Source organism: Streptomyces sp. NBC_00234 (assembly GCF_036195325.1).
In the GTDB taxonomy this organism is placed as follows: Bacteria; Actinomycetota; Actinomycetes; order Streptomycetales; family Streptomycetaceae; genus Streptomyces.
The window spans coordinates 4,834,123-4,860,657 of the sequence record NZ_CP108101.1 but is presented as its reverse complement, the minus strand read 5'-3'; the positions used below and the strand labels follow the sequence as shown (position 1 = coordinate 4,860,657).

Annotated in this window: 29 protein-coding genes; 5 read left to right on the top strand and 24 right to left on the bottom strand. The window is 71.5% G+C overall.

Annotated features, from left to right (window positions below):
* Nucleotides 1-170 precede the first annotated feature (170 nt).
* Complete coding sequence (locus OG230_RS21610) at nt 171-1,115, bottom strand: polysaccharide deacetylase family protein (RefSeq protein WP_328905352.1); 945 nt, start codon at nt 1,113-1,115, stop codon at nt 171-173.
* 115 nt (nt 1,116-1,230) lie between these two features.
* On the opposite strand from OG230_RS21610, the gene OG230_RS21605 reads away from it, so the two are divergent.
* Nucleotides 1,231-2,454 (top strand): THUMP-like domain-containing protein, encoded by a 1,224-nt coding sequence (locus OG230_RS21605; protein WP_328911482.1) that lies wholly within the window; start codon nt 1,231-1,233, stop codon nt 2,452-2,454.
* Here the strand turns inward: OG230_RS21605 and OG230_RS21600 are convergent.
* The 8 genes from OG230_RS21600 to tsaB form a co-directional block, all read right to left on the bottom strand.
* Complete coding sequence (locus OG230_RS21600; protein ID WP_328905351.1) at nt 2,417-3,088, bottom strand: hypothetical protein; 672 nt, start codon at nt 3,086-3,088, stop codon at nt 2,417-2,419. The genes OG230_RS21605 and OG230_RS21600 overlap by 38 nt on opposite strands.
* An 81-nt stretch (nt 3,089-3,169) precedes the next feature.
* The gene (locus tag OG230_RS21595; protein WP_328905350.1) at nt 3,170-3,634 is read right to left on the bottom strand and encodes a VOC family protein; all 465 of its coding nucleotides are present in this window, start codon (nt 3,632-3,634) and stop codon (nt 3,170-3,172) included.
* Nucleotides 3,635-3,778: 144 nt separating this feature from the next.
* A complete protein-coding gene (locus OG230_RS21590; RefSeq protein WP_328905349.1) occupies nt 3,779-5,020 on the bottom strand; it encodes an RNA polymerase sigma factor in 1,242 nt (413 codons plus the stop codon).
* A 72-nt stretch (nt 5,021-5,092) separates the two neighbouring features.
* Nucleotides 5,093-5,449: a YciI family protein gene (locus OG230_RS21585; protein WP_328905348.1), complete on the bottom strand. Its 357-nt coding sequence runs from the start codon at nt 5,447-5,449 to the stop codon at nt 5,093-5,095.
* A 104-nt stretch (nt 5,450-5,553) separates the two neighbouring features.
* On the bottom strand, nt 5,554-5,817 hold the full coding sequence (locus OG230_RS21580) for a hypothetical protein (protein ID WP_328905347.1): 264 nt from the start codon (nt 5,815-5,817) through the stop codon (nt 5,554-5,556).
* The gene (tsaD, locus tag OG230_RS21575) at nt 5,814-6,908 is read right to left on the bottom strand and encodes a tRNA (adenosine(37)-N6)-threonylcarbamoyltransferase complex transferase subunit TsaD (protein WP_328905346.1); all 1,095 of its coding nucleotides are present in this window, start codon (nt 6,906-6,908) and stop codon (nt 5,814-5,816) included. The genes OG230_RS21580 and tsaD overlap by 4 nt, the downstream gene beginning before the upstream one ends.
* The gene (gene rimI / locus OG230_RS21570; RefSeq protein ID WP_328911481.1) at nt 6,908-7,369 is read right to left on the bottom strand and encodes a ribosomal protein S18-alanine N-acetyltransferase; all 462 of its coding nucleotides are present in this window, start codon (nt 7,367-7,369) and stop codon (nt 6,908-6,910) included. Before rimI ends, tsaD begins: the two co-directional genes overlap by 1 nt.
* A 53-nt stretch (nt 7,370-7,422) precedes the next feature.
* On the bottom strand, nt 7,423-8,085 hold the full coding sequence (tsaB, locus tag OG230_RS21565) for a tRNA (adenosine(37)-N6)-threonylcarbamoyltransferase complex dimerization subunit type 1 TsaB (protein ID WP_328905345.1): 663 nt from the start codon (nt 8,083-8,085) through the stop codon (nt 7,423-7,425).
* A 173-nt stretch (nt 8,086-8,258) separates the two neighbouring features.
* Between tsaB and OG230_RS21560 the strand changes: the two genes are divergently transcribed.
* Nucleotides 8,259-8,792: a hypothetical protein gene (locus tag OG230_RS21560; protein ID WP_328911480.1), complete on the top strand. Its 534-nt coding sequence runs from the start codon at nt 8,259-8,261 to the stop codon at nt 8,790-8,792.
* A 16-nt stretch (nt 8,793-8,808) separates the two neighbouring features.
* Here the strand turns inward: OG230_RS21560 and OG230_RS21555 are convergent, their stop codons facing one another.
* From OG230_RS21555 to glmS, 8 genes are all read right to left on the bottom strand, one after another.
* Nucleotides 8,809-9,024 (bottom strand): hypothetical protein, encoded by a 216-nt coding sequence (locus tag OG230_RS21555; protein ID WP_328905344.1) that lies wholly within the window; start codon nt 9,022-9,024, stop codon nt 8,809-8,811.
* 163 nt (nt 9,025-9,187) lie between these two features.
* On the bottom strand, nt 9,188-9,724 hold the full coding sequence (gene tsaE, locus OG230_RS21550) for a tRNA (adenosine(37)-N6)-threonylcarbamoyltransferase complex ATPase subunit type 1 TsaE (RefSeq protein WP_328905343.1): 537 nt from the start codon (nt 9,722-9,724) through the stop codon (nt 9,188-9,190).
* Between the two features lie 11 nt (nt 9,725-9,735).
* On the bottom strand, nt 9,736-10,947 hold the full coding sequence (locus OG230_RS21545; protein WP_328905342.1) for an alpha/beta fold hydrolase: 1,212 nt from the start codon (nt 10,945-10,947) through the stop codon (nt 9,736-9,738).
* A 70-nt stretch (nt 10,948-11,017) separates the two neighbouring features.
* Nucleotides 11,018-12,154 carry an alanine racemase gene (gene alr, locus OG230_RS21540; RefSeq protein WP_328905341.1) on the bottom strand — a complete coding sequence of 379 codons (1,137 nt, stop codon included), beginning with the start codon at nt 12,152-12,154 and terminating at the stop codon, nt 11,018-11,020.
* Nucleotides 12,155-12,225: 71 nt separating this feature from the next.
* Nucleotides 12,226-12,606, bottom strand: a complete 381-nt coding sequence (locus OG230_RS21535; protein ID WP_328905340.1) for a DUF488 domain-containing protein — start codon at nt 12,604-12,606, stop codon at nt 12,226-12,228.
* A gap of 45 nt (nt 12,607-12,651) precedes the next feature.
* The gene (locus OG230_RS21530; protein WP_328905339.1) at nt 12,652-14,100 is read right to left on the bottom strand and encodes an NAD(P)H-hydrate dehydratase; all 1,449 of its coding nucleotides are present in this window, start codon (nt 14,098-14,100) and stop codon (nt 12,652-12,654) included.
* Between the two features lie 4 nt (nt 14,101-14,104).
* Entirely contained in the window at nt 14,105-14,473 is a 369-nt protein-coding gene (locus OG230_RS21525; protein ID WP_328911479.1) for a holo-ACP synthase, read from the bottom strand.
* 12 nt (nt 14,474-14,485) lie between these two features.
* Nucleotides 14,486-16,336, bottom strand: a complete 1,851-nt coding sequence (gene glmS / locus OG230_RS21520; RefSeq protein WP_328905338.1) for a glutamine--fructose-6-phosphate transaminase (isomerizing) — start codon at nt 16,334-16,336, stop codon at nt 14,486-14,488.
* 195 nt (nt 16,337-16,531) lie between these two features.
* On the opposite strand from glmS, the gene coaA reads away from it, so the two are divergent.
* Complete coding sequence (gene coaA / locus OG230_RS21515; protein ID WP_328905337.1) at nt 16,532-17,527, top strand: type I pantothenate kinase; 996 nt, start codon at nt 16,532-16,534, stop codon at nt 17,525-17,527.
* Nucleotides 17,528-17,545: 18 nt separating this feature from the next.
* Nucleotides 17,546-18,505, top strand: a complete 960-nt coding sequence (locus tag OG230_RS21510) for a DUF389 domain-containing protein (protein ID WP_328905336.1) — start codon at nt 17,546-17,548, stop codon at nt 18,503-18,505.
* A gap of 7 nt (nt 18,506-18,512) precedes the next feature.
* Here OG230_RS21510 and glmM read toward each other — a convergent pair whose 3' ends face one another.
* The 4 genes from glmM to OG230_RS21490 form a co-directional block, all read right to left on the bottom strand.
* Complete coding sequence (gene glmM, locus OG230_RS21505) at nt 18,513-19,871, bottom strand: phosphoglucosamine mutase (protein WP_328905335.1); 1,359 nt, start codon at nt 19,869-19,871, stop codon at nt 18,513-18,515.
* Nucleotides 19,872-20,087: 216 nt separating this feature from the next.
* Nucleotides 20,088-20,615, bottom strand: coding sequence for a 30S ribosomal protein S9 (rpsI, locus tag OG230_RS21500; protein ID WP_203182001.1), 528 nt, complete (start codon nt 20,613-20,615; stop codon nt 20,088-20,090).
* Between the two features lie 45 nt (nt 20,616-20,660).
* Nucleotides 20,661-21,104: a 50S ribosomal protein L13 gene (gene rplM / locus OG230_RS21495; RefSeq protein ID WP_031096418.1), complete on the bottom strand. Its 444-nt coding sequence runs from the start codon at nt 21,102-21,104 to the stop codon at nt 20,661-20,663.
* Nucleotides 21,105-21,329: 225 nt separating this feature from the next.
* Nucleotides 21,330-22,952, bottom strand: a complete 1,623-nt coding sequence (locus OG230_RS21490) for an ATP-binding cassette domain-containing protein (protein WP_328905334.1) — start codon at nt 22,950-22,952, stop codon at nt 21,330-21,332.
* 67 nt (nt 22,953-23,019) lie between these two features.
* Here OG230_RS21490 and OG230_RS21485 point away from each other — a divergent pair, with 67 nt between their 5' ends.
* A complete protein-coding gene (locus OG230_RS21485; RefSeq protein ID WP_328905333.1) occupies nt 23,020-23,874 on the top strand; it encodes a hypothetical protein in 855 nt (284 codons plus the stop codon).
* A gap of 16 nt (nt 23,875-23,890) precedes the next feature.
* Here the strand turns inward: OG230_RS21485 and truA are convergent, their stop codons facing one another.
* From truA to OG230_RS21470, 3 genes are all read right to left on the bottom strand, one after another.
* Entirely contained in the window at nt 23,891-24,745 is an 855-nt protein-coding gene (truA, locus tag OG230_RS21480; RefSeq protein WP_328905332.1) for a tRNA pseudouridine(38-40) synthase TruA, read from the bottom strand.
* Between the two features lie 77 nt (nt 24,746-24,822).
* Nucleotides 24,823-25,326 (bottom strand): 50S ribosomal protein L17, encoded by a 504-nt coding sequence (rplQ, locus tag OG230_RS21475; protein WP_328905331.1) that lies wholly within the window; start codon nt 25,324-25,326, stop codon nt 24,823-24,825.
* 182 nt (nt 25,327-25,508) lie between these two features.
* Nucleotides 25,509-26,531, bottom strand: coding sequence for a DNA-directed RNA polymerase subunit alpha (locus OG230_RS21470; protein ID WP_024755423.1), 1,023 nt, complete (start codon nt 26,529-26,531; stop codon nt 25,509-25,511).
* Between the last annotated feature and the right edge of the window lie 4 nt (nt 26,532-26,535).

The window sequence follows — 26,535 nt, the reverse complement described above, 5'->3', positions numbered from 1 at the left end:
CGATCCGTCGTCGCGGGTGCCGGACCTGCCCTGTCGCGCAGTGGTGCTGGCACTCTCCAGTGAGGAGTGCCAGACCCGAGACTATGACCGCGATTAGCACTCGGTCAAGCGGAGTGCCAATTGACCACCCCCGCGTGGCGCACCGGCCGGGCCCGGCCGGTGCGCCGGGATCACACGTAGTCCTCCAGCCTGGCGACCGCGTAGCCCTTGTCCGTGATCGTCTTCATGACCCGCCGGATCATGTCGGGCATGGAGCCCTTCCAGTCCCCGCGCCCCCGGAAGTGGGTGAGGATGATGTCGCCGGGATGCAGGTCGCGGTCCCACTCCCGCCACTCCATGTGGTCGGGGAACGCCTCGGCGGACCACAGCGGCACGGCCTTGATGCCGCAGGACTTGGCGATGCGCAGGGTGTCGCGGTTGTAGTTGCCGTACGGCGGGCGGAAGAGCGTCGGCCGCTTCCCGAAGTGCTTCGCGATCTTGTCCTGCTGGCCGCAGATCTCCTTCTTCTGCTCGGCGTACGACAGGCCGGGCATATAGCGGTGGTTCAGCGTGTGGTTGCTGAGGGTGACGCCGCGGGCCTGCATCTTCTTGAAGTAGCCGTAGTCCTCGCTCACCAGGTAGTCGCTGAGGAAGGCGCTGTACGGGATGTCGAGTTCCGTCATCATCCGCAGCAGCTCGGGATCCTTCTCGGCCCCGTCGTCCATCGTCAGGAAGACGATCCGCTCCTTCGTCGGCACGGTGGTGAAGACGGGCGGCAGCGCGCCCCCGCCGGTGACCTCGAAGCCCTTGCGGGTGGTGATGCGCGGCTTGACGGACGGCGGTTCGGGGGCGACGAGCGGGACCTTCGCCAGCCGCCACTTCTTGGCGACGGCGACCCGGGCAGCCTGCTTCCGCCTCAGCTTCTCGGCGTACACCGAGAGCGCGTCGGCCGGCGCCGCCTTCAGCGCGGGCGGACCCTCCTGACCGGCGGCGGGCGCCGCCCGGTGCGCTCCGTCGGTGGAGGAGCCGTCCGCGTCCTCGGCGGCGCACCCCGAGGCGAGTGCGGCGACGAGGAGTGCGATCAGGGCGGTGCAGGCCGGCCCGCGAGCGGGGTGTCCCGGTCTGCGCCGCTTCATGGCTGATTCTTCCTTTTGTCGTACTAGCTGCATGGCGCCGCATCCTGCCAGTGCCCGGCCGGGTGCCCGGCCCGACACCGCCACCCGGCCCGCGCGGTCCCCCGGCTGGCTCACAATGGGCCGGGTGAACGCTCTCCCGACGTCCGATGTCCCCGACCCGATCGCCGGCTTCCGCGCCCTGCTCGCCCCCGAGGGCGCCGCGCTCCTGGCCGAGCTGCGCGACCACGACCCCGCCCGGGAACTGGCCACCGCGACCCGCCTGCGCCGCGACCACCCCGCCGCGCTGGTGTCGGCGGCCCTGGGACAGGCCCGGCTGCGACAGCGGGCGGTGGCGAAGTTCGGCGCGCAGGACGCGTACCGGATGTTCTTCACCCCCAACGGTGTCGAACAGGCGACCCGCACCTCGGTCGCCGCGTACCGGGCCCAGCGGTTCGCCGGTCTCGGGGTGCGGAGCGTGGCCGATCTGTGCTGCGGGATCGGCGGCGACGCGATCGCCCTCGCGCGCGCGGGCATCGCGGTGCTGGCCGTGGACCGCGATCCGCTGACCGCCGAGGTGGCCCGGGCCAATGCGGCGGCGCTCGGCCTGGAGGCGCTGATCGAGGTGCGCTGCGCCGATGTCACCGAGATCGACACCGCTCCGTACGACGCGGTCTTCGTCGACCCGGCCCGACGCGGCGGACGGGGCCGGATCTTCGACCCGGAGGCGTACTCGCCCCCGCTGTCCTGGGCCACCGGGGCCGCGCTGAAGGCCCCCCGCGCCGCGCTGAAGATCGCCCCCGGCGTCCCCCACGAGGCGATCGGCCCGCAGGCCGAGGCGGAATGGATCTCGGACGGCGGGGACGTGAAGGAGGCGGTGCTCTGGTTCGGCGAGGGTTTCGCCACCGGCTCGTTCCGGGCGACGCTGCTTCCGGCGGGCGCCACCCTGACGGCCCCCGCCCCGCTGCCGGCCCCGCCCGTGGGCCCCGTCGGCCGCTATCTGTACGAACCCGACGGCGCCGTCATCCGCGCCCACCTGGTCGCCGACATCGTGGACCGGTGCGGCGGCCGGCTGGTCGACGAGACCATCGCGTACGTCACGAGCGACCGGGCCTACGAGTCCCCGTACACGACGGCGTACGAGATCACCGACGAACTCCCCTTCAACATGAAGAAGCTCAAGGCCCTGCTGCGGGAGCGGCAGGTGGGCGTCCTGACCGTCAAGAAGCGTGGCTCCGCGGTCGAACCGGAGGAACTGCGCCGCAAGATGAAGCTCCAGGGGCCGAACGCGGCGACGGTGTTCCTGACCCGGGTGGCGGGCGCTCCTACGATGCTGGTCGGTCAGCCCCTGAAGCGGCCCTGACCCGCGGTTCGGCCGGTACGCCGACGAGGACCCGGAGCACCCAGCGGCGGTGCGCGAACGCCTTGACGACCCCGATCAGGCCGGTCAGCCAGCAGATGAGACCGAGGCCCATGAACAGGGCCACCTCGCCGTAGGTCTCCTCGCCCGCCTCCGCGCCAGCCGGAACGACCACGCACGCGTACAGGCCGACGGCGCACAGCACGAAGGACGTCAGCATCCAGATGAGGCTGACCCCGGGAATCCGCAGGCGCACATCGCCCACCGGGTCGCGGTCCAGCGCGCCCCACTGGACGAGCAGCCGGCGGACCTGCCGGTCCCGGGCGAGTCCGACGACCACGAACGCGACCGAGGGCACCAGCAGGCAGGCACCGAGGGCGAAGGCGACCAGGCCCAGCATCGCGGCGAAGGGGTCGTCGGGCTCCTCGAACGAGATGATCGCCGTGCCCACGAACGACCAGCCGAGCGCCGCCAGTGCCCCCCACAGCCAGAGCAGGCCGAGCCGCGCGTGCCCCAGGTGCGTCGTGACCAGCTCGCCGAGGACCGCGGAGCGGTCGGCGAGCATCGACTGCCGGTCGGGCCAGGAGCGCAGCTCCACGGGCGGCGGGGGCGGCGGCAGCGGTGAACGGGGTGACATGCCCCAGACACTACCGACCGGACCGGCGGCCACGGGGCGCGGCCGTGACGCACGACGCGACGGCCGCCCGCTCCGCGGAACTCAGGCGTCCCGCAGCGCCTGGATGTCCAGCTTCCGCATCCCCAGCATCGCCTTCATCGCCCGCTCCGCCCTGGCCGGGTCCGGATCGGACAGCACCTCGGTCAGACCCTTCGGGACGATCTGCCAGGACAGGCCGTACCTGTCCTTGAGCCACCCGCACTGGCCCTCCTCGCCGCCTTCGGTGAGCGTGTCCCACAGCCGGTCCACCTCGGCCTGGTCCTCACAGTCGACGGAGAGCGAGATGGCCTCCGTGAACGGGAACTGCGGGCCGCCGTTGAGGGCGATGTACTCCTGGTCCGCGAGCCGGAAGGCGACCGTCATCACGGAGCCCGTCTCTCCCGGGGCCGCCGCACCGTAGTGGGTGACCCCCAGGATCCGCGAGTCGCCGCCGAAGACGGAGACGTAGTAACGCGCCGCCTCCTCGGCCTGGTCGTCGAACCACAGGAACGTAGTGATCTTCTGCATGGTCTTCTCCTCGCCGAAAAAGCCGAATGCCGGCAGCCGGGGGCCGGGGGCCGGAACCCCGCAGCCTCGGAACGCCACAGCGCACGGCGCCGCCGGAGCACCGCCGGATGCCTTCGGAAGGTAGACCCGCCAAGCCCCCGGAACTCATCGCGACACCCGGTCGGCACGCGCCAGCAGCAACGTCCTCTCCTGCTCGTTACGGGTCAGCTCCGCCGCCCGCACGAACTCCGCCCGCGCCTCCTCCCCCCGCCCCAGCCGCTCCAGCAGATCGCCCCGCACGCTCGGCAGCAGGTGGTAGGCCCTGAGTTCCGGACTCTCCGCCAGCGCGTCGACCAGGGCGAGCCCCGCCGCCGGCCCCTCGGCCATCGACACCGCCACCGCCCGGTTCAGCTCCACCACCGGGGACGGAGCGAGCACGGCCAGGTGCCCGTACAGCGTGGCGATCGCCGTCCAGTCGGTGTCCTCGTACGTCACCGCGTGCGCGTGACAGGCGGCGATCGCGGCCTGGAGGGCATACGGTCCCGTCGAACCGCCCGCCGCGTTCGCCCGCCCCAGGGCCGCGAAACCGCGCCGGATCAGCAACTGGTCCCAGCGCGCCCGGTTCTGGTCGGCGAGCAGCACCGGCGCACCGTCCGGCCCGGTCCGCGCGGCGGCGCGCGACGCCTGGAGTTCCAGCAGGGCGACGAGCCCGTGGACCTCGGACTCCTTCTCCATCAGCCCGGCCAGCACCCGGGCGAGACGCAGCGCGTCCTGGCACAGGGCCGGGCGCAGGAGGTCGTCGCCCGCGGTGGCCGCGTACCCCTCGTTGAAGATCAGGTAGATGACTTCGAGCACGGAGTCGAGGCGGGCGGCGCGGTCGGGGCCGTACGGCACCTCGAAGGGAACGCCCGCCCGGCCCAGGGTCCGCTTCGCCCGGACGATGCGCTGGGCGACGGTCGGTTCGGAGGCCAGGAACGCGCGGGCGATCTCCTCGGTGGTGAGGCCGCCGAGGAGGCGCAGGGTGAGGGCGATCCGGGCCTGCGTGGAGAGCACCGGATGGCAGGAGGTGAAGATCAGCCGCAGCAGGTCGTCGTCGATGTGGTCCGGATCGGCGGGTTCCGGCGGCGGTACGTCCTCCAGGGCCCGCCCGACCTCCGCCAGCTTGCGCCGGTAGGTCTCCTTGCGGCGTACGAGGTCGATCGCCCGGTGCCTCGCGGTGGCCGTGAGCCAGGCGCCCGGCCGGTCCGGGACCCCGGACTCCGGCCACTGCTCCAGCGCGGCGAGCAGGGCGTCCTGCGCGATCTCCTCGGCGATGCCGACGTCCCGCACGATGCGGGCGGTCGCGGCGATGATCCGTGCCGACTCGATCCTGTACACGGCTTCGACGGCACTGCGTGCTTCTGTCACGGCCACCCATCAGAGCAGCCCGGGGGCCGGGGCGGCAAGGACCGCCGCCCCACCCCTGGCCGTGCGGGGCCGTCAGCCTCCGGCGATCTCGCGGATCTCGGAGGTGACGGTCCAGAACGGCTCGTGGACGGCGAGGAAGCGCTTGGTCCACTCCAGGATCTCGGCCTTGTCCTTGGCCTGGATGATCGCGTAGCCGCCGATGACTTCCTTCGTCTCGGTGAACGGCCCGTCCGTGACGGTGAACTCGCCGTTGGACCAGGTGACCCTGGTGCCCTCCGAGGTCGGGGTGAGCCCGGCCGTGTCCAGCAGGACACCGGCCTTGGTCATCTCCTCGATCAGGGCGCCCATGCGCTGCATGAGCTCCTCGCTCGGGCCTTCGGCCGGGGCGTTGTTCTCGTCGATACGGACCATCGTCAGATAGCGCGGCACGGTGACTCCTCGGGTCGGGGCGGGCTGTTTTCCCGCCTCACACTCGTACGTCGAACGGGCCCACCCCGGATCGACACCCCGGCGAATCTTTTTTCCGAGGAGTCTCAGCCGACCGACTCGAAGCGCCACCGGTGGACCGGGCGCGCGATCAATCCGGCGTCGGGCTCGGGGAGTTCGGGCAAGTCGTCACCGTACCCGCCCTCCCACCAGGTGATGACGAGCACCCGGTCCTGCGGGGCACGCAGCAGCTCGCGGCGTACGGGCTCGCGGGCCAGCTCCGCCGACCGCGCCCGCGCCCACTCCAGCAGCTCGGCGCCCCGGCCCTCGGTGGCCCGGGCCTCCCACATCAGCGCGACGGTGCCGCTCATGAGTACAGGTTGTCCTTGCTGATCTCGTGCACGTGATCGTGGTCATGGGCGCCGGGAACATGGGTCTCCGTCACCGGAAGCGAGGAGTCCGCCGACAGTTCCAGGTCCGAGGCCGGCCGGTTGCGGGCCACCATCTCGGCGCCCAGCGCGGCAACCATCGCCCCGTTGTCCGTGCAGAGTCCGGGCCTGGGCACCCGCAGCCGGATTCCGGCCCGCTCGCACCGCTCCTGGGCCAGGGCCCGCAGCCGCGAGTTGGCCGCGACACCGCCGCCGATCATCAGATGGCCGACGCCCTCGTCCTTGCAGGCCCGGACCGCCTTGCGGGTGAGCACGTCCACCACGGCCTCCTGGAAGGACGCCGCCACGTCCCGTACCGGCACCTCCTCGCCCGCCGCCCGCTTGGCCTCGATCCAGCGCGCCACGGACGTCTTGAGCCCGGAGAAGGAGAAGTCGTACGCGGGGTCGCGCGAACCGCTGAGACCGCGCGGGAACGCGATGGCCTTCGGGTCGCCCTCCTTCGCCAGCCGGTCGATGACGGGACCGCCGGGGAAGCCGAGGTTCAGCACCCGGGCGATCTTGTCGAACGCCTCGCCCGCCGCGTCGTCGATGGTCGCGCCGAGCGGCCGTACGTCGTTGGTGATGTCCGGCGCGAGCAGCAGCGAGGAGTGCCCGCCGCTGACCAGCAGCGCCATGGTCGGCTCGGGGAGCGGGCCGTGCTCCAGCTGGTCGACACAGATGTGCGAGGCGAGGTGGTTGACCCCGTAGAGCGGCTTGTTCAGCGCGTACGCGTACGCCTTGGCCGCCGAGACGCCGACGAGCAGCGCACCGGCGAGCCCGGGGCCGGCCGTGACCGCGATGCCGTCGAGGTCGCGGGCGCTGATCCCGGCGTCCTTCAGGGCGCGTTCGATGGTCGGGACCATCGCTTCCAGGTGGGCACGGGAGGCGATCTCCGGGACGACCCCGCCGAACCGGGCGTGCGTGTCGACGCTGGAGGCGACGGCGTCGGCGAGCAGCGTCGTGCCGCGCACGATGCCGACCCCGGTCTCGTCGCAGGAGGTCTCGATGCCGAGTACGAGCGGTTCGTCAGCCATCAGTCAGTCTCAGTCTCTTGTACGTGGAGGCGCATGACGAGCGCGTCGATGTTGCCCGGCTGGTAGTAACCGCGCCGGAAGCCGATCGGCTCGAAGCCGAAGCGTTCGTACAGCTTCTGCGCACGGGTGTTGTCGACCCGGACCTCCAGGAGCACCGCGGTGCACTCGAAGGCCGTGGCGTGCTTCAGCAGGTCGGTGAGGAGTTCGGAGCCGAGGCCGCCGCCCCAGTGGTCCCGAACGACGCCGATGGTCTGGACGTCGGCGAGGTCTCCGGCCGCGGCGAGTCCGGCGTAACCGACGATCCGGCCCGTGGCCGGTTCCTCGGCGACGACGTAGCGGCGGGTGGCCCCGGGGCCGCGGGCGTGGGCCAGCTCCGACCAGAACATCCCGGCCGACCAGGCGTCCTCCGGGAACAGCTCGTGTTCGAGCCCCAGCACCGGATCGATGTCCCACCAGCGCATCTCGCGCAGCACGGCGGTCACGGTCGCCGCGCCTGCCCCATGGATCGCGTCGGTCACTTCGGGGTGACCACCTTGTAGTTCTTCGGCACCTGGGCGTCGGGCCTGCGCAGGTAGAGCGGCTGCGGAGGGAGCAGCTCCTGGCCCGCGGCGAGGCGTTCGGCCGCGAGGGCGGCCAGCGCGCCGGCCGACACGTGTTCGGGCGCGCGGGCGTCCGGGAACGCCTCCGGGTACAGCACCGCGCCGGCCCCGACGACGGGCAGTCCCGCGAGCTGTTCCGCGATGTCGGCGGGCCGGTCGACCGCCGGGTCGCCCGTGCGGGTCAGGGGGTCCTCGTACCGCGCCCAGTAGACCTCCTTGCGGCGGGCGTCCGTGGCGACGGCGAAGGGCCCCCGGAGGCCGGCGAGCCCGGCGGCGTACGCGAGGCCGTCCAGGGTGCACACGCCGTGCACGGGGACGGAGAGCGCGGAGCCGAAGGCAGCCGCCGTCACGAGACCGACGCGGAGGCCGGTGTACGGGCCGGGGCCGACGCCCACGACCAGGTCGGTGACGGCGTCGAGCTTCACCCCGGCCTCGGCGAGGACCCGGTCGACGGCGGGCAGCAGCAGTTCGCCGTGCCTCCGGGCATCGACCTGGCTCGTCGCGGCGACGACGGCGGAGCCGTCGTGCAGGGCGACGGTGACGGCGGGGGTGGCGGTATCCACGGCGAGCAGCAGCACACAAACAGCCTACGGCTCCGCCGACGGGGTCACCGCGCCCGTACGGCGTCCCGGTCCGCCCCGCCCCGGCTGCTACCGTCACCGGGTATACGTGTGTACGACATAAACGCTTGTACGACATACGCCGGATGGCAGGCGAAAGGGGAGCTCAGGTGGCAAGGGGCAGCTCGGGAATGGTGGCCGGGCTCACTGCGGCCGCTGTCATCGCGGTCAGTTTCCTCGCCTACCAGGCATCGGCGAACGCACCCGATTCCTTGGCGGCACCCACCTCCTCGCCCTCCGCCTCGGCGCAGCCCACGAAGAAGCCGAAGGCCAAGAAGTCGCCGCTGGCGGTGCCCGAGCACTCCGGCACCGGGCTGCGCGTCGTGTACGCGCTGAAGGACCGGCGGGTCTGGCTGGTGGACGCCAAGGGGAACGCGGGCCGGACGTTCACGGTCATGCCGAGTCCCGTCAGCCCGATGCCCGGGGCCTACCAGGTGGGTTCGCGCACCGGGAGCGTGACGGGCTCGGACGGCGTGATGATCGAGCACGTCGTGCGCTTCACGAGCGTCGACGACGTGGCCATCGGCTTCAGCGCGGCCCAGGACGGCACGATGAAGAGCCCGGACCCGACGTCGAAGACCGGTGGCGTACGGATGAAGCGGGCGGACGGCGACGCGATGTGGACCTTCGCGACGGTCGGCGTCAAGGTCGTCGTCGTTCCGTAGGCGTGCGCCGGCGGCCTCAGGCCGCGTCGCGCCGGGCCGGAGGTCCCGGCCGCTCCTCGCGGTCCGTGCCCTCCTCGCGGCCGTCCTCGCCCGGGTGCTCGTCCCGCTCACGCGGTGGTGTGGAGACCGCGGTCGCGGCGGCGCAGGAGGCCAGCAGATCCTTCATGGACACCGCCGCCGAGGGCCGCGCCTGCGGCGACTGCGGCTGCGCTTCACGCTCGGGCGTCGGCATGGATGCCTCCTGGGGCTCCGGTGGAAGGCGTGGTTAGGTAGACCTAACCGCGTCTTCTCTCCATGTGAACACGCCCACGGTCCCGCGCGCAACAATTTGCCGACGGCCTGTCGGAAAGTCCCGGGCGGTATTCGGCCCACACCCGGGGGTGCGCACCCGGCCGCTACGCCTCCGGGCCCAGATCCGTCCGCAGTCCGGACCAGCGGGGCCCGATGCCCACCAGCGTCACGGTGCGCCGCTCGTCGTCGGTGTCCCCGACCGCGCGGTCGATCACCACCTGCAGACGGTCGTCGGACAGCTCCTCGACCTTGCCGTCGCCCCACTCCACGACCACCACCGAATCCGGCAGCGACACGTCGAGGTCCAGGTCCTCCATCTCGTCGAGCCCGCCGCCCAGGCGGTACGCGTCGACGTGGACCAGCGCGGGACCGCCGACCAGCGAGGGGTGCACGCGGGCGATCACGAAGGTCGGCGAGGTGACGGCGCCCCGCACTCCGAGCCCCTCACCCAGCCCCCGGGTCAGCGTCGTCTTTCCGGCACCCAGCTCGCCCGTGAGCATCACCAGGTCACCGGGGGCCAGCACACCGGCGATCCGGCGGCCGAGGTCCTGCATCTGTTCGGGTGACTCGACGGCCACGCCCAGGGTGACGGCGTCCGGTGCGGAGGTCTCGGCCACCGGACTTTTCTGCACTGCTTCCATGCCGGTCAACGTTAAACGGTCGGGGCCGTCGACGGCACGGCACCGATCCGCACCAGGAGGTCCGCGATGCGGTCGTTCACCGCCTCGGGGTGCTCCAGCATCACCAGATGCCCGGCGTCCGGCACGATCACCAGCTCCGCGTCGGGCAGGACGTCCGCGATGGCCTCACTGTGCGAACTGGGCGTCACCAGGTCCTTGTCGCCCGCCAGGATCAGCACCGGGACCTCGCGGAACGCGGGCAGCGCGCCGCTCTTGTCGTGCTCGGTGAACGCCGGATAGAACTCGGCCACCACGTCGATCGGTGTGGCCTCGATCAGCCGCTCGGCGAACCGCGCGACCGCCGGGTCCACATCGCGTGAGCCGAACGAGTACCGCTTGATGAGGCTCGCGAAGAGGTCCGCCGTGGCCCGCCGCCCGCGCTCCACCAGCTCCGTCTGCGAGCCGAGCGCCTTCAGGACCCCAGGCAGCACCCGCCGCACCGCGTTCACGCCCGCCACCGGCAGCCCGAAACTGACCTCGCCGAGCTTCCCGCTGGAGGTGCCGACGAACGCGACCGCGGCCACCCGGTCCCGGATGAGCGCCGGGTACTGGTCGGCGAGCGCCATCATCGTCATGCCGCCCATCGAGTGCCCGACCAGCACGAGCGGGCCCTCGGGCGCCGCCGCGTCGATGACCGCCTTCAGGTCGCGGCCGAGCTGGTCCACGGAGACGGGCACGCCCTCGGCCTGCGCCCTGCCCCGCCCCGACCGGCCGTGGCTGCGCTGGTCCCAGTGGACCGTACGCACCAGACCGCGCAGCGCGGCCCGCTGGAAGTGCCAGGAGTCCTGGCTGAGGCAGTAGCCGTGGCTGAAGACGACGGTCACGGGCGCGGGCGACTTGCGGCCGAAGAGCCTGCGCCGGCGCGAACCGGTGGCAGCCGCCCCGCCCTGGGCAGCGACGGCGCCCTCGGTCTCGACCTCGTCGACCTCGTAGTGCAGCGCGGTGCCGTCGTCCGCGACCGCCTTCCCCGCCACACCCCGCAGGGCGCCGTAGGGACCCGTGGCGTCGAGCGCGAGACGGGCCTTCTTCCGCATGCCCCGGCCCACGGTCATCCGCTCGACCGCGACGCCGGCCGCCGCACCCGCCGCGATCACACCTATCGCCGCACCCGCGATGCCCGCCCGGCGCCAGCCGACCGCCGCGGCGGCCGTCGCCGCCACGTCCCCCGCGCTGCTCTCGCTCACCGTGCCGCGCTCCTCGTCCTTGTCCTGTTCGGCCGGATGTCGAACCGGCCGGATACCGAAAAGACCGCCCTCAGTTCAGATGGACCCGGGGCACCCGTGCCCCGATGCGGGTGACGATCTCGTACGCGATCGTGTCCGCCGCGACCGCCCAGTCCTCGGCGCTCGGCTCGCCCCGGTCTCCCGGCCCGAACAGCACCGCCTCCGCGCCCGGCTCCGGCTCGTCGCCTTCGAGGTCGACCACGAACTGGTCCATCGCCACGCGTCCCGCGATCGTGCGCCGCCGGCCCCCGACGAGGACCGGGCCCCGGCCCGAGGCGTGGCGCGGAATCCCGTCCGCGTACCCGACGGGGATCAGACCGAGGGTCGTCTCCGCGGGTGTCGTGTAGTGGTGGCCGTAACTGATGCCGTGGCCCGCCGGCACCTGCTTGACCAGCGCGACCGACGCGACGAGCGTCATCACCGGGCGCAGCCCGAAGTCGGCCGGCGTGCCCAGCTCGGGGCTGGGCGAGATGCCGTACATGGCGATCCCGGTCCGTACGAGATCGAAGTGGGACTCCGGGACCGTGAGGGTCGCCGGGGAGTTCGCGATGTGCCGGACCTCGGGCCGGACGCCGGCCTTCTCCGCGTACGCCACCATGTCCCGGAACACGTCCAGCTGGGAGGCGATCGACGGGTGCCCCGGCTCGTCGGCGCAGGCGAAGTGCGACCAGAGGCCGGTGACCCGGACCGTGCCGCTCTCCTCGGCGGCGCGCGCCGCCGAGACCAGCTCAGGCCAGTCGGCGGGCTGGCAGCCGTTGCGCCCGAGGCCGGTGTCGGCCTTGAGATGGACACGGGCGACGGCGCCGGCCGCGGTGGCCGCGTCGACGACCTCGCGCATGGCCCACATACCGCTCACCGACACGTCGATGCCGGCCTCGATCGCCTCGCGCCACGGGCCGCCGGGCGTCCACAGCCAGCACATCACCCGGCCGCCGAGTCCTGCCGCCCTCAGGGCCAGCGCCTCCTGCGGGGTGGCGGTGCCCAGCCAGGTCGCGCCCGCCTCCAGCGCGGCCCTGGCGCAGGGCACCGCACCGTGTCCGTACGCGTCGGATTTCACGACGGCCATGAGCTGCGCACCGGCCGCGCGCGCACGCAGGACACGCACGTTGGCGCGCAGTGCGGCGAGGTCGATCTCTGCGCGGGCTCTCAGGGTCGCTGTCTCGTTCATCGCGCCCAGTGTCTCAGAGGCGTACGCCAGTACGTGTCCCCCGAACCGCGCGGCCCGGACAGCGGACCTGGTCAGGGGCGCGCCAGCTCGTGTTCCAGATGCTCCACGAGCACCGGCACATGACTGTGGGGGACGTCCTTCACCGCCGTCACCAGCGTCACCGGGCCGCCCTCACGGATCAGGGCGAGCAGCTCGCCGACCGCCGCGGTGTGCGCCGGGTCCGCCAGCTCGGCGCGGTAGCGGTCGACGAAGTCGTCGTACCGGGATCCGCGGTCCTGGTGGTACCAGGACCGCAGTTCGTTCGACGGGGTGACGTCCTTCGCCCACCGGTCGATCGCGGCCTTGGCCTTGCTCTCCCCGCGCGGCCAGAGCCGGTCGACGAGAACCCGCACGCCGTCCGCGTCCTCAAGAGGGTCGTACACCCGTCGTACGCGTAGGGAGCTCTTGCCCACGGTCCTTCTCCTTCCGCCGCCGCACCACCCCAGCGTGGAGCAGCCTCACGCCTCCCGCACATCGCGCCAGGCCGCCGGGATCGCGTCCGCGACGTCCTGCGCGGCCACCGGCGCGCCCGCCGACCCGCGCCGGGCCGCGAGCCCGTGCAGATAGGCCCCCACGGATGCCGCGTCACGCGGGGCGAGGCCCGCGGCCAGCAGCGAGCCGGCCAGGCCGGAGAGCACATCGCCGCTGCCCGCCGTGGCCAGCCAGGACGTGCCCGTCGGATTGACCCGTACGGGCGTGTCCCGGGCCTCGGCGACCAGGGTCGTCGACCCCTTGAGCAGGACGGTGGCCCGGTAGCGGGCGGCGAGTTCCCGCACGGCGGCGAGCCGGCCGGCCTCGACCTCCTCGCGGGCCACGCCGAGCAGGGCAGCGGCCTCTCCGGCGTGCGGGGTCAGCACGGTGGGCGCAGAGCGCGACCGTACGGTCTCCGCGTCCAGCAGCCGCAGCCCGTCCGCGTCGACCAGTACCGGCACATCGGCGGCCAGCACGTCGGCCACGGCGGCAGCGGCCCGCGAACCGTCGCCGAGACCCGGCCCGACGACCCATGCCTGCACCCGCCCCGCCTTCGACGGCGGCCCGGAGTGCACGAGGGTCTCCGGAAAGCGGGCGATCACCGCTCCGGCGCCCGGTCCGACGTACCGCACCGCTCCGGCACCGCCCCGCAGCGCACCCGCGACCGCGAGCACCGCGGCCCCCGGATACCGCTCCGAGCCGGCGACCACGCCCACGACCCCGCGCCGGTACTTGTCGCTCTCCACGCCCGGAGCCGGCAGCAGCGCCGCCACGTCCGCGTACTGGAGCGCCTCCAGGTCGGGCGGCTCGGGCAGGTCCGGCCCCAGGCCGATGTCGACGAGCCGCAGCGCGCCCGCCCGTTCGGCGGCCGGATCGATCAGCAGCGCCGGCTTGTACGTCCCGAAGGTGACCGTCGCGTCGGCGCGCACGGCGGTGCCGTGGACCTCGCCGGTGTCCGCCTCCACCCCGCTCGGCAGATCCACGGCGAGGACGGGCGCCCCGTGCCCGGTGACGGCCGCCACCAGGGCCGCCGCCTCGGGGCGCAGTCCGCCACGGCCGCCGATCCCGGTGATGCCGTCGACGACGAGATCGACCGCGCCCAGCCCCTCCGCGCTCTCCAGGACCCGCCCGCCGGCCGCCTCCAGCGCGGCGAAACCGCCCGCGTGGACCTTGTCGGGCGAGGTCAGCAGCGCCCGTACACCGGCCCCGCGCCTCGCCAGCCGGGCACCGGCGTACAGCGCGTCACCGCCGTTGTCACCGCTGCCCACGAGGAGGATGACCCGGGACCCGTACACCCGGCCGTTGCGCCGCAGCAGATCGCCGCAGGCCACCGCGAGGCCCGCGGCGGCCCGCTGCATCAGGGCGCCCTCCGGCAGCCGCGCCATCAGTGCCGCTTCGGCGGCCCGTACGGTCTCCACGCTGTAAGCGGTTCGCATACGGTCAACCCTCCGCGATCACCACGGCCGACGCCACCCCCGCGTCGTGGCTGAGCGACACGTGCCAGTGCCGCACCCCGAGCTCGGCGGCGCGCGCGGCGACCGTGCCGCGCACCCGCAGCCGGGGCTGGCCGCTCTCCTCGACGTACACCTCGGCGTCCGACCAGTGCAGACCGGCGGGTGCGCCGAGCGCCTTGGCGACGGCCTCCTTGGCGGCGAAACGGGCGGCGAGCGAGGCGATTCCGCGCCGCTCCCCGCTCGGCAGCTTCAACTCCCGTTCCAGGAAGAGCCGCTCGGCCATCTGGGGCGTACGCTCCAGCGCCGCGCCGAAGCGCTCGATCTCGGCCACATCGATCCCGACACCAATGATCACGTGCTCACTCACTCACTCGACTGTCACTGACTTCGCCAGATTGCGTGGCTGGTCCACCTCGTTGCCGCGGGCCGTCGCCAGTTCGCAGGCGAACACCTGCAACGGGACGGTGGCGACCAGTGGCTGAAGCAGCGTAGGCGTAGCGGGGATCAGGATCAGGTGGTCGGCGTACGGAACGACCGACTCGTCGCCCTCCTCGGCGATCACGATGGTGCGCGCCCCGCGTGCCCTGATCTCCTGGATGTTCGAGACGATCTTGTCGTGGAGCACCGAGCGCCCCCGCGGCGAGGGGACGACCACGACGACCGGCAGATCGTCCTCGACCAGCGCGATGGGCCCGTGCTTGAGCTCGCCCGCGGCGAACCCCTCCGCGTGCATGTACGCGAGTTCCTTGAGCTTCAACGCGCCTTCCAGGGCCACCGGGTAGCCGACGTGCCGCCCCAGGAACAGCACGGTGTTCTTGCCCGCCAGCGACCGCGCCAGTTCGCGCACCGGCTCCATGGTCTCCAGGACCCGCTCGACCGCCTCGGCCATCTCGGAGAGCTGCCGCACGACCGTCCGGATCTCGTCGGCCCACTTCGTCCCGCGCACCTGCCCGATGTAGAGGGCGACGAGGTAGCAGGCGACGAGCTGCGTCAGGAACGCCTTGGTCGAGGCGACCGCGACCTCCGGTCCGGCGTGCGTGTAGAGGACGGCGTCGGACTCCCTCGGGATGGTCGACCCGTTCGTATTGCAGATGGCGAGCACCTTCGCCCCCTGCTCACGGGCGTGCCGCAGCGCCATCAGGGTGTCCATGGTCTCGCCGGACTGCGAGATCGCGATGACGAGCGTCCGCTGGTCCAGGATCGGGTCGCGGTAGCGGAACTCGCTGGCCAGCTCCGTCTCGCAGGGCAGCCGGGTCCAGTGCTCGATGGCGTACTTGGCGATCATTCCGGCGTGGAACGCGGTCCCGCAGGCGACGATGACGACCTTGTCGATCTCCCGGAGCACACCGGGCGCGATGCGCACCTCGTCGAGCCGCAGCTCGCCCTCCTCCCCGCTGATCCGCCCGAGCAGGGTGTCCGCCACGGCCTTCGGCTGGTCCGCGATCTCCTTGAGCATGAAGGAGGCGTAGCCGCCCTTCTCGGCCGCCGAGGCGTCCCAGTCCACGTGATAGGCGCGGGTCTCGGCGGGCCGCCCCCCGAAGTCGGTGACGGTCACCCCTTCCCTGGTCAGCTCCACGACCTGGTCCTGGCCCAGCTCGATCGCGGACCGGGTGTGTGCGATGAAGGCGGCGACGTCGGAGGCCAGGAAGCTCTCCCCCTCCCCGATCCCCACCACGAGGGGCGAGTTCCGCCGGGCGCCGACCACCGTGTCCGGCTGGTCGGCGTGCACGGCGACGAGGGTGAACGCCCCTTCGAGCTGCCGGCACACCTGCCGCATGGCCTCCGCCAGATCGGTGTCCGCCGAGAACGCCTCGGCCAGCAGATGGGCGACGACCTCGGTGTCGGTCTCGGACGCCAGGTCGTGGCCGCGCTCGGCGAGCTCGGCGCGCAGCGCGGCGAAGTTCTCGATGATCCCGTTGTGCACCACGGCGACGCGCCCCGCGTTGTCCAGGTGCGGGTGGGCGTTGGCGTCGGTCGGCCCGCCGTGCGTGGCCCACCGGGTGTGCCCGATACCGACGTTCCCGGCCGGCAACGGCCGCTCCATCAGCTCCTTCTCCAGATTGACCAGCTTCCCGGCCCTCTTCGCGGCGGCGAGTCCGCCGTCCGCGAGAAGGGCGAGCCCCGCCGAGTCGTACCCCCGGTACTCAAGACGCCTGAGACCCGCGACCACGACGTCCTGCGCCGACTGTCCACCGACATAACCCACGATTCCACACATAGCGGCACCATAAGGCCGGGGGGTACGGCTGCCCGGGGTTACGGAACGGGTGGGCGTGGGACCGCACCCCCTTGCACCCACGGGCGCGGGGAAAAGCGGCCCGCATGCCCCCGTACGCCTGAGCCTCCGTGCAGGTCTCGGCCACGTGACCGACCCCACCCCCCACGGAGTTAAAACTCCCGCAACAATGAACGCGTGATCTCTTCGCCGCCACGGACCACCCACCGTCGCACCGAGCACGCGCCGACGCCGTACGTCGACCTGTCCCGCGCCGAGTGGAGCGCTCTGCGCGACAAGACCCCGCTGCCGCTCTCCGCGGACGAGGTGGAGAAGCTGCGGGGACTCGGCGACGTCATCGACCTCGACGAGGTACGGGACGTCTACCTGCCGCTCTCCCGGCTCCTCAACCTGTACGTCCAGGCCACATCCGGACTGCGCGGCGCCCTCAACACCTTCCTCGGCGACGCGGGCAACGGCCACGGGGCACAGCGCGGCACCCCGTTCGTCATAGGGGTCGCGGGCAGTGTCGCCGTCGGCAAGTCCACCAGCGCCCGCATCCTCCAGGCGCTGCTGGCACGCTGGCCCGAGCACCCCCGGGTCGAACTCGTGACCACGGACGGCTTCCTGCTGCCGATGAAGGAGCTCCGGGCGCGCGGCCTGATGTCCCGCAAGGGCTTCCCCGAGTCGTACGACCGCCGGGCCCTGACCCGTTTCGTCGCCGACATCAAGGCCGGCAAGGACGAGGTCACGGCGCCGGTCTACTCGCACCTGATCTACGACATCGTCCCGGACGAGCGGCTGACCGTACGCCGCCCGGACATCCTGATCGTCGAGGGGCTGAACGTGCTCCAGCCCGCGATGCCCGGCAAGGACGGCCGGACCAGGGTCGGGCTCGCCGACTACTTCGACTTCAGCGTGTACGTGGACGCCCGGGCCGAGGACATCGAGACCTGGTACCTCAACCGCTTCCGCACGCTGCGCGAGACGGCGTTCCAGAACCCGTTCTCGTACTTCCGCAAGTACACCCAGGTCTCCGAGGAGGAGGCCATGGACTACGCGCGCACGATGTGGCGGACCATCAACAAGCCCAACCTGCTGGAGAATGTCGCGCCCACCAGGGGCCGTGCCACCCTGGTGCTGCGCAAGGGGCCCGACCACAAGGTCCAACGCCTGTCGCTGCGCAAGCTCTGACCTCCCGGGAGTCCCTCCGTGCTGCATCTGCGCCTGATCGTCCCCGTCGACCGTTCGGACGAGGTGGTGCGTCTGCTGGAGGACTCCGTGGGAACCACCCACCTCGCGGTGCTCACCGGCGCGGCCCGCAGCCCGGTCGGCGACGTGGTGATGTGCGACGTGGCGCGCGAGGCGGGGGACGAAGTGATCGGCGCGCTGCGCGGGCTCGGTATCGACAAGTCCGGCTCGATCACCGTCGAGGACATGGACCTGACGCTCTCCGCGCACGCCGACCAGGCGGAGGAGGACGCGCCGGGGGAGGGCGCGGACGCGGTGCTGTGGGAGGAGCTGACGGAGGCCACCCACGAGGAGTCGACGCTCAGCATCACCTACCTGGCGTTCCTCTCCGTCGCCACGATGCTCGCGGCCTGCGGTGTGATGCTCGACAACGCGATCCTGATCGTGGGCGCGATGGCGGTCGGTCCCGAGTTCGGTCCGCTGGCCGGCGTCTGCACGGCCCTGGTGCAGCGCGCTCCGCGCCTGGCGGCGCGCTCCCTGTGGGCCCTGATCGGCGGATTCGCGGTGGCGATGGTGGTGACCGCGGGCTTCGCCTGGCTGATGGACGCCTTCGGCCTCTTCACCCGCTCGATGGTCGAGGGCGACCGGCCCAACACGGCGTTCATCTGGAAGCCGGACTGGATGTCGTTCGTGGTGGCGTTCCTCGCGGGCATCGCCGGCACGCTCTCGCTCACCTCGGCGAAGTCCGGTGCGCTGATCGGCGTGGCGATCTCGGTGACGACGGTGCCCGCGGCGGCCAACGCGGCGGTGGCGTTCAGCTACGCGGACTACGCCCAGATGTGGGGCTCGGCCGGCCAGCTGCTGGCGAACCTCGGCGGCATCGTGCTCGCGGGCACCCTGACCCTGCTGGTCCAGAAGGGCCTGTGGGCCACCCACCGCCGCCGGACGGCACCGAAGACGGCCCCGTCCGGCGGCATGTGACGGCAGGTCACCCCAGGGCGGACTTCACCACGTCGGCCAGCCGGCCCGCCACGGACCGGGCCTGGTCGATGTCGGCGGCCTCGACCATGACCCGTACCAGCGGCTCGGTGCCCGACTGGCGCAGCAGTACGCGGCCGGTGGCACCCAGCTCGCGCTCCGCCTCGGCGACCGCGGTGGCGAGCTCGGGCGAGGTGTCCACCCGGGACTTGTCGACGTCCGGGACGTTGACGAGGACCTGCGGGAGGCGCTGCATGACACCGGCCAGATCGGCGAGCGTACGGCCGGTCGCGGCGACCCGGGCCGCCAGCATCAGGCCGGTCAGCGTGCCGTCGCCGGTCGTGGCGTGGTCCAGAACGATGACGTGGCCGGACTGCTCGCCGCCCAGCGCGAAGCCCTCGGCCTTCATCGACTCCAGGACGTAACGGTCCCCGACGGCGGTCTGGACGAGCGCGATGCCCTCGCGCTCCATCGCCATCTTGAAGCCCAGGTTCGACATGACCGTGCCGACGACGGTGTCCTTGCGCAGCTGTCCGGCCTCGCGCATGGCGAGGGCGAGCACGGCCAGGATCTGGTCGCCGTCGATCTCCTGGCCCTCGGCGTCCACGGCCAGGCAGCGGTCGGCGTCGCCGTCGTGCGCGATACCGAGGTGGGCGCCGTGCTCGACAACGGCGGCGCGCAGCAGACCCAGGTGGGTGGAGCCGCAGCCGTCGTTGATGTTCAGACCGTCCGGGTCGGCACCGATGGTGACGACCTCGGCACCGGCCCGCGCGAACGCCTCGGGCGAGACCCGGGCAGCGGCACCGTGCGCCTCGTCGAGGACGACCTTCACCCCGTCGAGCCGGTTGGGAAGGACCGCGATGAGATGGGCGACGTACCGGTCGAAGCCCTCGGCGTAGTCGTTGACCCGGCCCACTCCGGCACCCGTCGGGCGCGCCCACGGCTCACCGGTGCGGTGCTGCTCGTAGACCGTCTCGATCCGGTCCTCCAGCTCGTCGGCGAGCTTGTGGCCGCCGCGGGCGAAGAACTTGACACCGTTGTCCGGCATCGCGTTGTGGCTGGCGGACAGCATCACGCCGATATCGGCGCCGAGCGCGCCGGTGAGATACGCCACGGCAGGGGTGGGCAGCACGCCCACGCGCAGGACGTCCACGCCCGCGCTCGCCAGGCCCGCCACGACGGCGGCCTCCAGGAACTCTCCGGACGCGCGCGGGTCACGGCCCACCACGGCCGTCGGCCGATGCCCCTCGAAGGTCCCCGCCTCGGCAAGTACGTGCGCCGCCGCGACCGACAGACCGAGCGCGAGCTCGGCCGTCAGGTCCGCGTTGGCGACGCCGCGCACGCCGTCCGTGCCGAAGAGTCGTCCCACTGGTGTCCTCCGAGATTGCTCCGAAACCACAAACCCAAGAAATACGAAAACGGGGCCGGCCAGGGCATGCTGCCGCGACCACCGCGCGACAGGGCCCGGCCTTCGACCCTATGAACCACTCATGCCGTTATACGCCCGCGAGGGCCGATAAACGAACGCCCCAGCGGCACGAAATGTGCCGCCGGGGCGAACGTGTAAAGCAGACGAGCAGGCGATTTAGCGCTTGCTGTACTGCGGGGCCTTACGGGCCTTCTTGAGACCGGCCTTCTTGCGCTCGACCGCACGGTCGTCACGGGAGAGGAAGCCGGCCTTCTTGAGCGCGGCGCGGTTGTTGTCCACGTCCGCCTCGTTCAGCGCGCGGGCCACGCCGAGGCGCAGGGCGCCGGCCTGACCGGAGACGCCGCCACCCGAGATGCGGGCGATGACGTCGTAGCGGCCGTCGAGCTCGAGCACCTTGAAGGGCTCGTTGACTTCCTGCTGGTGCACCTTGTTGGGGAAGTAGTCCTCAAGGGTGCGACCGTTGATCTTCCACTTGCCGGTGCCCGGAACGATCCGGACGCGGGCGATGGCGTTCTTGCGACGGCCAAGGCCGGCCGCGGGCTGCGGGTCGCCGAAGCGGCCTGCGAGCGACTCGGAGGTGTACTCACCCTCGACGGGGACCTCCGACTCGAAGGTGGTCACCTCGGCGAAGGTCTCTTCGCCCTCGGTGCCCTCGACGGGCGTCTCAACAGTGGTCTCGGCCACGATTCTCCTCAGATCTTTCTTTACGTCTTTGGGGGGAGGCCGGAACTACTGCGCGACCTGGGTGATCTCGAACGGGACCGGCTGCTGCGCAGCGTGCGGGTGCTGGTCGCCCGCGTAGACCTTGAGCTTCGAGATCATCTGACGGCCGAGGGTGTTCTTGGGGATCATGCCCTTGATGGCCTTCTCGACGGCCTTCTCCGGGTTCTTCGAGAGAAGCTCGTCGTAACGCACGGAGCGGAGACCGCCCGGGAAGCCGGAGTGGCGGTACGCCATCTTCTGGGTCTTCTTGTTGCCGGAGAGGTGAACCTTCTCGGCGTTGATGATGATGACGAAGTCGCCCATGTCCATGTGGGGGGCGTAGATCGCCTTGTGCTTGCCGCGAAGGAGGTTCGCAGCCGTGGTGGCCAGACGGCCCAGGACGATGTCCTCGGCGTCAATGATGTGCCACTGGCGAGTGACATCGCCGGGCTTGGGGCTGTACGTACGCACTTCGTAGCCTTCGCTTCTTCAGTGGATGGGGTCCAGACACACGGCACCTCTGAAGCGATCATGCAGCTGGGGCACACAATGCCGGGAACACCGCCCGTATGCGAGCCACTGGAAACTGCTCCAGGGAACCTACGTAAGGGCCCTTCGCGTGAGAACGACGAAGCCAATACGCATAACAACCACGACAGTACCCGCCCCGCCCCGGACGGGTCAAAACGCGCCGCCCTACCGCACCCGCTCCACCCGCCGCTCGTCCCACACCGGCTCGGCCGTCTCCCGCACGACCCCGTCCGACCCGAAGACCAGATACCGGTCGAAGGACTTCGCGAACCACCGGTCGTGCGTGACCGCCATCACCGTGCCGTCGTACACCTCCAGCCCGTCCTGCAGGGCCTCGGCCGACTCCAGGTCCAGGTTGTCCGTCGGCTCGTCCAGCAGCAGCGCGGTCGTCCCCGCCAGCTCCAGCAGCAGGATCTGGAAACGCGCCTGCTGCCCGCCCGACAGCTTCTCGAAGAGCTGGTCCCCCTGCCGCTCCATCTCGTACCGCCGCAGCACGGACATCGCCCCGCCCCGGTCCTTGGCATGTTCGGTCCAGAGGATCTCGACCAGCGTGTGGCCCAGCAGCTCCGGATGCGCGTGGGTCTGCGCGAAGTGCCCGGGCACGACCCGCGCCCCGAGCTTCCACTCCCCCGTGTGCGCCACGGACGTGTCCCCGGCCAGCAGCCGCAGGAAGTGCGACTTCCCCGACCCGTTGGATCCGAGGACGGCAACCCGCTCCCCGTAGAAGATCTCCAGGTCGAACGGCTTCATCAGCCCGGTCAGCTCCAGGTTCTTGCAGGTCACCGCCCGCACCCCGGTCCGCCCGCCGCGCAGCCGCATCTTGATCTCCTGCTCGCGCGGCGGCTCCGGCGGCGGGCCCGCCTCCTCGAACTTCTTGAAGCGCGTCTGCATCGCGTGGTAGCGGTTGGCCATGTCGGGGCTGTTCGCCGCCTGCTGCCGCATCCGCAGGACGAGTGCCTTCAGGCGGGCGTGCTCCTCCTCCCAGCGCCGCAGGAGCTCCTCGAAGCGCGCGAACCGTTCCTTGCGGGCCGCGTGGTACGTGGCGAATCCGCCGCCGTGCACCCAGACGTCCGACCCCGCGGGGCTCGGCTCCACGCTCACGATCTTCTCCGCGGCCCGCGACAGCAGCTCCCGGTCGTGGGAGACGAAGAGCACCGTCTTACGGGTCTCCTTCAGCTTCCCCTCCAGCCACCGCTTGCCCGGCACGTCCAGATAGTTGTCCGGCTCGTCGAGCAGCAGCACCTCGTCGGGCCCCCGGAGCAGCGCCTCCAGCACGAGCCGCTTCTGCTCACCACCGCTGAGCGTCCGTACCTCCCGCCACTGCGCCTTCTCGTACGGGACGCCGAGCGCGGCCATGGTGCACATGTCCCAGACGGTCTCGGCCTCGTACCCCCGCGCCTCGGCCCAGTCGCTCAGGGCCTGCGCGTACTTCATCTGCGCGGCCTCGTCGTCGACGGACAGGATCAGCTCCTCGGCCGCATCCACCGCCCTGGCCGCTTCCCGGATACGGGGCTGGGCCACGGACACCAGCAGATCCCGCACGGTCCGCTCGTCCCGCACCGACCCCACGAACTGGGCCATCACGCCGAGCCCGCCGCTCACCGACACCGAACCGCCGTGCGGCTGGAGCTCACCGGCCAGCAGCCGCAGCAGCGTCGTCTTGCCCGCACCGTTCGCCCCGACGAGAGCGACGACGGCGCCGTCGGCGACCCGGAACGAAGCATCGCCGAGCAGCACCCGCCCGTCCGGTAGGTAGTACTCCAGGTGGCCTGCTTCAAGATGTCCCATGCACAGCATTGTCACGGCCCGCGAACCCCTGGCCCAACTGGATTACCAAGGCCCTAAGATTCGCGGCATGAGCTTTGGGCAAGGGGGGCCCTCCTGGGGGCCCGGGGGCGGTCAGACTCCGGACTGGGCGGCACTGGCGGAGGAATCCGCCGCACGCAGCCGCCGCAGGAAATGGCTGATGATCGGCGGTGGGGCGCTGGCCACCGCGGCGGTCGCCGCGATCGTGGCCACGGCCGTGATCACGGCCAACGGCGACGACGGACCCGCACGGGCGGACAAGAACGCGAGCGAGCTGCCCGCTCCCGCGGACCTGCCCTCGGAGTCCGCCGCACCCGAGCCCTCGTTCTCCTCCGTCGCGCCGCCGCCCCCGCCGGACCCGAAGGAGTACATCTCCGACGCCCGCAAGGACAAGGCGCCGATCACCGCCGACGCCTTCTTCCCCGGCAAGCGCCTGACCATGGGCGACCGCGTCCACACCAAGGGCGCGACGGCACAGACCCGCAACTGCGCCGCGACGACCCAGGGCGCGCTCGGCTCCATCCTCACCAACAACGGCTGTGAGCAGGTCATCCGGGCCACCTACCGCAAGGACGGCGTCGCGGTGACGGTCGGCCTCGCGGTGTTCAAGACCGAGGCCCAGGCCAAGAAGGCCGCCCAGCAGGCGACGGGCGGCATCGCCTCGCTGAACGGCGCGGGCGTCCCCACCTTCTGCCGGGGCGGTGCGGTCTGCCGCCGCACCGCCAACTCCTACGGCCGCTATGCCTACTTCACCGTGGGCGGCTTCACGAACGGCAAGAACGTCACCAAGGCCGATGCCAACGTCTTCACCGTGGGCGACGACCTGACGAACTTCACGTTCCGTCAGATCCGCCACCGGGGCGAGGTCCAGGCGTCGGCGGCGGCCGGCGTTCCCGCCGCCTGACGGTCCGCCCGGGGGCTCAGCAGCAGCCGCCCCCGGGCAACGTCCGTACGTTCCGGGCCTCCACGGCCCGCGCCGCCAGCAACTCGTCCGCCGGATAGGCCACTTCCTCCAGCGTCAGCCCGTGCGGCCGGACCACGTGCACTCCGGGATCCCGCACCCGCGCCGCCAGCACCTCGGCGGGCCAGCCGGCGGGCCTGCGCCCGTCGCCCACGAACAGCGCGGCGCCGATGAGCGCCCGCACCATGTTGTGGCAGAAGGCGTCGGCCTGCACCGTCGCCGTCATGACACCGGACGCCTCGTCCCGTACCCAGTTCAGCTTCTGCAACGTACGGATGGTCGTCGCGCCCTCGCGCTTCTTGCAGTACGCGGCGAAGTCCTGCTCCCCGACCATCGGCGCCGCCGCCTCGTTCATCGCGTCGATGTCCAACGGCCGGTCGTGCCACAGCACATGCCCCCGCAGCAGCGGGTCCACCCCGCCCGGCCGGTCCGCCACCCGGTATGCGTAGCGCCGCCACAGCGCGGAGAACCGCGCGTTGAATCCGGCCGGCGCCTCGGCGGCCCGCCAGATCCGCACGTCCTGCGGCATCCGCCCGGCCATGCGACGCAGCAGCTTCTCCTCGTGCTCCGCCCACACCTCGGCCGGCAGATCGACGTGCGCGACCTGCCCCCTCGCGTGCACCCCGGCATCGGTCCGCCCGGCAACGGTCAGGTCGTACGTGCGCGAGGACCGTGTCACGGTCCTCAGCGCATCCTCGATCTCACCCTGCACGGTGCGCCTGCTCGTCTGCTTCGCCCAGCCGGAGAAGTCCTTCCCGTCGTAGGAAAGGTCCAGCCGTACCCGTACGAAACCGGACTCCACCTCGTCACTCACCCGCGCATCCTCTCAAGCAGAACGGGCCCGCACCGCCCCGAAGGGTGATGCGGGCCCGTCCAGTGGTCTCAGAACGCTCAGGCGTCCTTGGACTCCGCGTCGGCCTCGGCCGGCGTGGCGTCCTCGACGGACTCGGCCGGGGCCTCGTCCTTCTTGAGGGAGTCTTCCTTAACCGCACGCTTCGTCGCGGCCTCGGCCTCACCGGTGGCCTGCTGCGCCACGGTCAGCGCCTCGACCAGCTCGATGACCGCCATCGGGGCGTTGTCGCCACGACGGTTGCCGATCTTGGTGATACGGGTGTAACCACCGGGGCGGTTCTCGTACCGCGGGGCGATCTCGGTGAAGAGCGTGTGCACGATGCCCTTGTCCGTGATCGACTGCAGCACCAGGCGACGGTTGTGGATGTCGCCCTTCTTCGCCTTGGTGATGAAACGCTCGGCGACCGGACGCAGGCGGCGGGCCTTGGCCTCGGTCGTGGTGATGCGGCCGTGCTCGAACAGCGACTTCGCAAGGTTGATGAGAAGAAGCTTCTCGTGCGCAGCGCTGCCGCCCAGACGGGCGCCCTTCGCGGGCTTCGGCATGGTGTTTCTCCTTGTGTGCTGCACCGGCCGTATCAGGTACCGGTGTCAGTTCCCGTGAAGCGGACGCCCCACGGAAGCATTCGGGTGCCGGACGGACACGAGTGGTCCGTCCGGCGGTCGAGGCCGAAGCCTCACCCCGGCGCGGGGCATCCGGAATCCCGGACACCCCCGCCGGAGATGGATCAGTACTGCTCGGTCTCCACGAAACCGGCGTCCGCGTCGTCGTCCGCACCGAAGGCGTCCGCGGCGGCGGTCGGGTCGAAGCCGGGAGGCGAGTCCTTGAGCGCGAGGCCCATACCGGCCAGCTTCGCCTTGACCTCGTCGATCGACTTCGCACCGAAGTTGCGGATGTCGAGCAGGTCGGCCTCGGAACGAGCCACGAGCTCACCCACGGAGTGGATGCCCTCGCGCTTGAGGCAGTTGTACGAACGGACCGTGAGCTCGAGCTCCTCGATCGGCAGCGCCAGATCGGCGGCGAGCGCGGCGTCCGTCGGCGACGGGCCCATGTCGATGCCCTCGGCGTCGATGTTGAGCTCGCGCGCCAGACCGAACAGCTCGACCAGGGTCTTACCGGCCGACGCCATGGCGTCACGGGGACGCATGGCCTGCTTGGTCTCGACGTCGACGATCAGCTTGTCGAAGTCGGTGCGCTGCTCGACACGGGTCGCCTCGACCTTGTACGTGACCTTGAGCACCGGGGAGTAGATGGAGTCGACCGGAATCCGGCCGATCTCCTGGCCCGCCTGCTTGTTCTGGACGGCGGAGACGTAACCGCGACCGCGCTCGACGGTCAGCTCCATCTCCAGCTTGCCCTTGCCGTTCAGCGTGGCCAGGACGAGGTCCGGGTTGTGGACCTCGACACCGGCCGGCGGGGCGATGTCAGCAGCGGTGACCAGGCCGGGACCCTGCTTGCGCAGGTACATCACGACCGGCTCGTCGTGCTCCGAGGAGACGACCAGCTGCTTGATGTTGAGGATGAGGTCGGTGACGTCTTCCTTGACGCCCGGCACGGTGGTGAACTCGTGCAGGACACCGTCGATGCGGATGGACGTGACAGCCGCACCCGGGATCGAGGAGAGAAGAGTCCGGCGCAGGGAGTTGCCGAGGGTGTAACCGAAGCCCGGCTCCAGCGGCTCGATCACGAACCGGGAGCGGAACTCGTCGACGACCTCTTCGGTCAGCGAGGGACGCTGAGCGATCAGCATGAGA

Bases quoted from the DNA above. Each gene is read 5' to 3' on its own strand.
- OG230_RS21555 (WP_328905344.1), bottom strand. From the start codon at position 9,024: ATGCCGACGCCCGAGCGTGAAGCGCAGCCGCAGTCGCCGCAGGCGCGG.
- OG230_RS21605 (WP_328911482.1), top strand. From the start codon at position 1,231: ATGGGCCGGGTGAACGCTCTCCCGACGTCCGATGTCCCCGACCCGATC.
- OG230_RS21530 (WP_328905339.1), bottom strand. From the start codon at position 14,100: ATGCGAACCGCTTACAGCGTGGAGACCGTACGGGCCGCCGAAGCGGCA.
- OG230_RS21610 (WP_328905352.1), bottom strand. From the start codon at position 1,115: ATGAAGCGGCGCAGACCGGGACACCCCGCTCGCGGGCCGGCCTGCACC.
- glmS (WP_328905338.1), bottom strand. From the start codon at position 16,336: ATGTGTGGAATCGTGGGTTATGTCGGTGGACAGTCGGCGCAGGACGTC.
- OG230_RS21600 (WP_328905351.1), bottom strand. From the start codon at position 3,088: ATGTCACCCCGTTCACCGCTGCCGCCGCCCCCGCCGCCCGTGGAGCTG.
- OG230_RS21490 (WP_328905334.1), bottom strand. From the start codon at position 22,952: ATGGGACATCTTGAAGCAGGCCACCTGGAGTACTACCTACCGGACGGG.
- rplQ (WP_328905331.1), bottom strand. From the start codon at position 25,326: ATGCCGAAGCCCGCGAAGGGCGCCCGTCTGGGCGGCAGCGCTGCGCAC.
- OG230_RS21485 (WP_328905333.1), top strand. From the start codon at position 23,020: ATGAGCTTTGGGCAAGGGGGGCCCTCCTGGGGGCCCGGGGGCGGTCAG.
- OG230_RS21580 (WP_328905347.1), bottom strand. From the start codon at position 5,817: ATGAGCGGCACCGTCGCGCTGATGTGGGAGGCCCGGGCCACCGAGGGC.
- OG230_RS21595 (WP_328905350.1), bottom strand. From the start codon at position 3,634: ATGCAGAAGATCACTACGTTCCTGTGGTTCGACGACCAGGCCGAGGAG.
- tsaE (WP_328905343.1), bottom strand. From the start codon at position 9,724: ATGGAAGCAGTGCAGAAAAGTCCGGTGGCCGAGACCTCCGCACCGGAC.
- rimI (WP_328911481.1), bottom strand. From the start codon at position 7,369: ATGCGCTGGTGGGACATCGATCCGGTGCTGGGGCTCGAACACGAGCTG.
- OG230_RS21470 (WP_024755423.1), bottom strand. From the start codon at position 26,531: ATGCTGATCGCTCAGCGTCCCTCGCTGACCGAAGAGGTCGTCGACGAG.
- tsaD (WP_328905346.1), bottom strand. From the start codon at position 6,908: ATGGCTGACGAACCGCTCGTACTCGGCATCGAGACCTCCTGCGACGAG.
- alr (WP_328905341.1), bottom strand. From the start codon at position 12,154: ATGAACGAGACAGCGACCCTGAGAGCCCGCGCAGAGATCGACCTCGCC.
- OG230_RS21560 (WP_328911480.1), top strand. From the start codon at position 8,259: ATGGTGGCCGGGCTCACTGCGGCCGCTGTCATCGCGGTCAGTTTCCTC.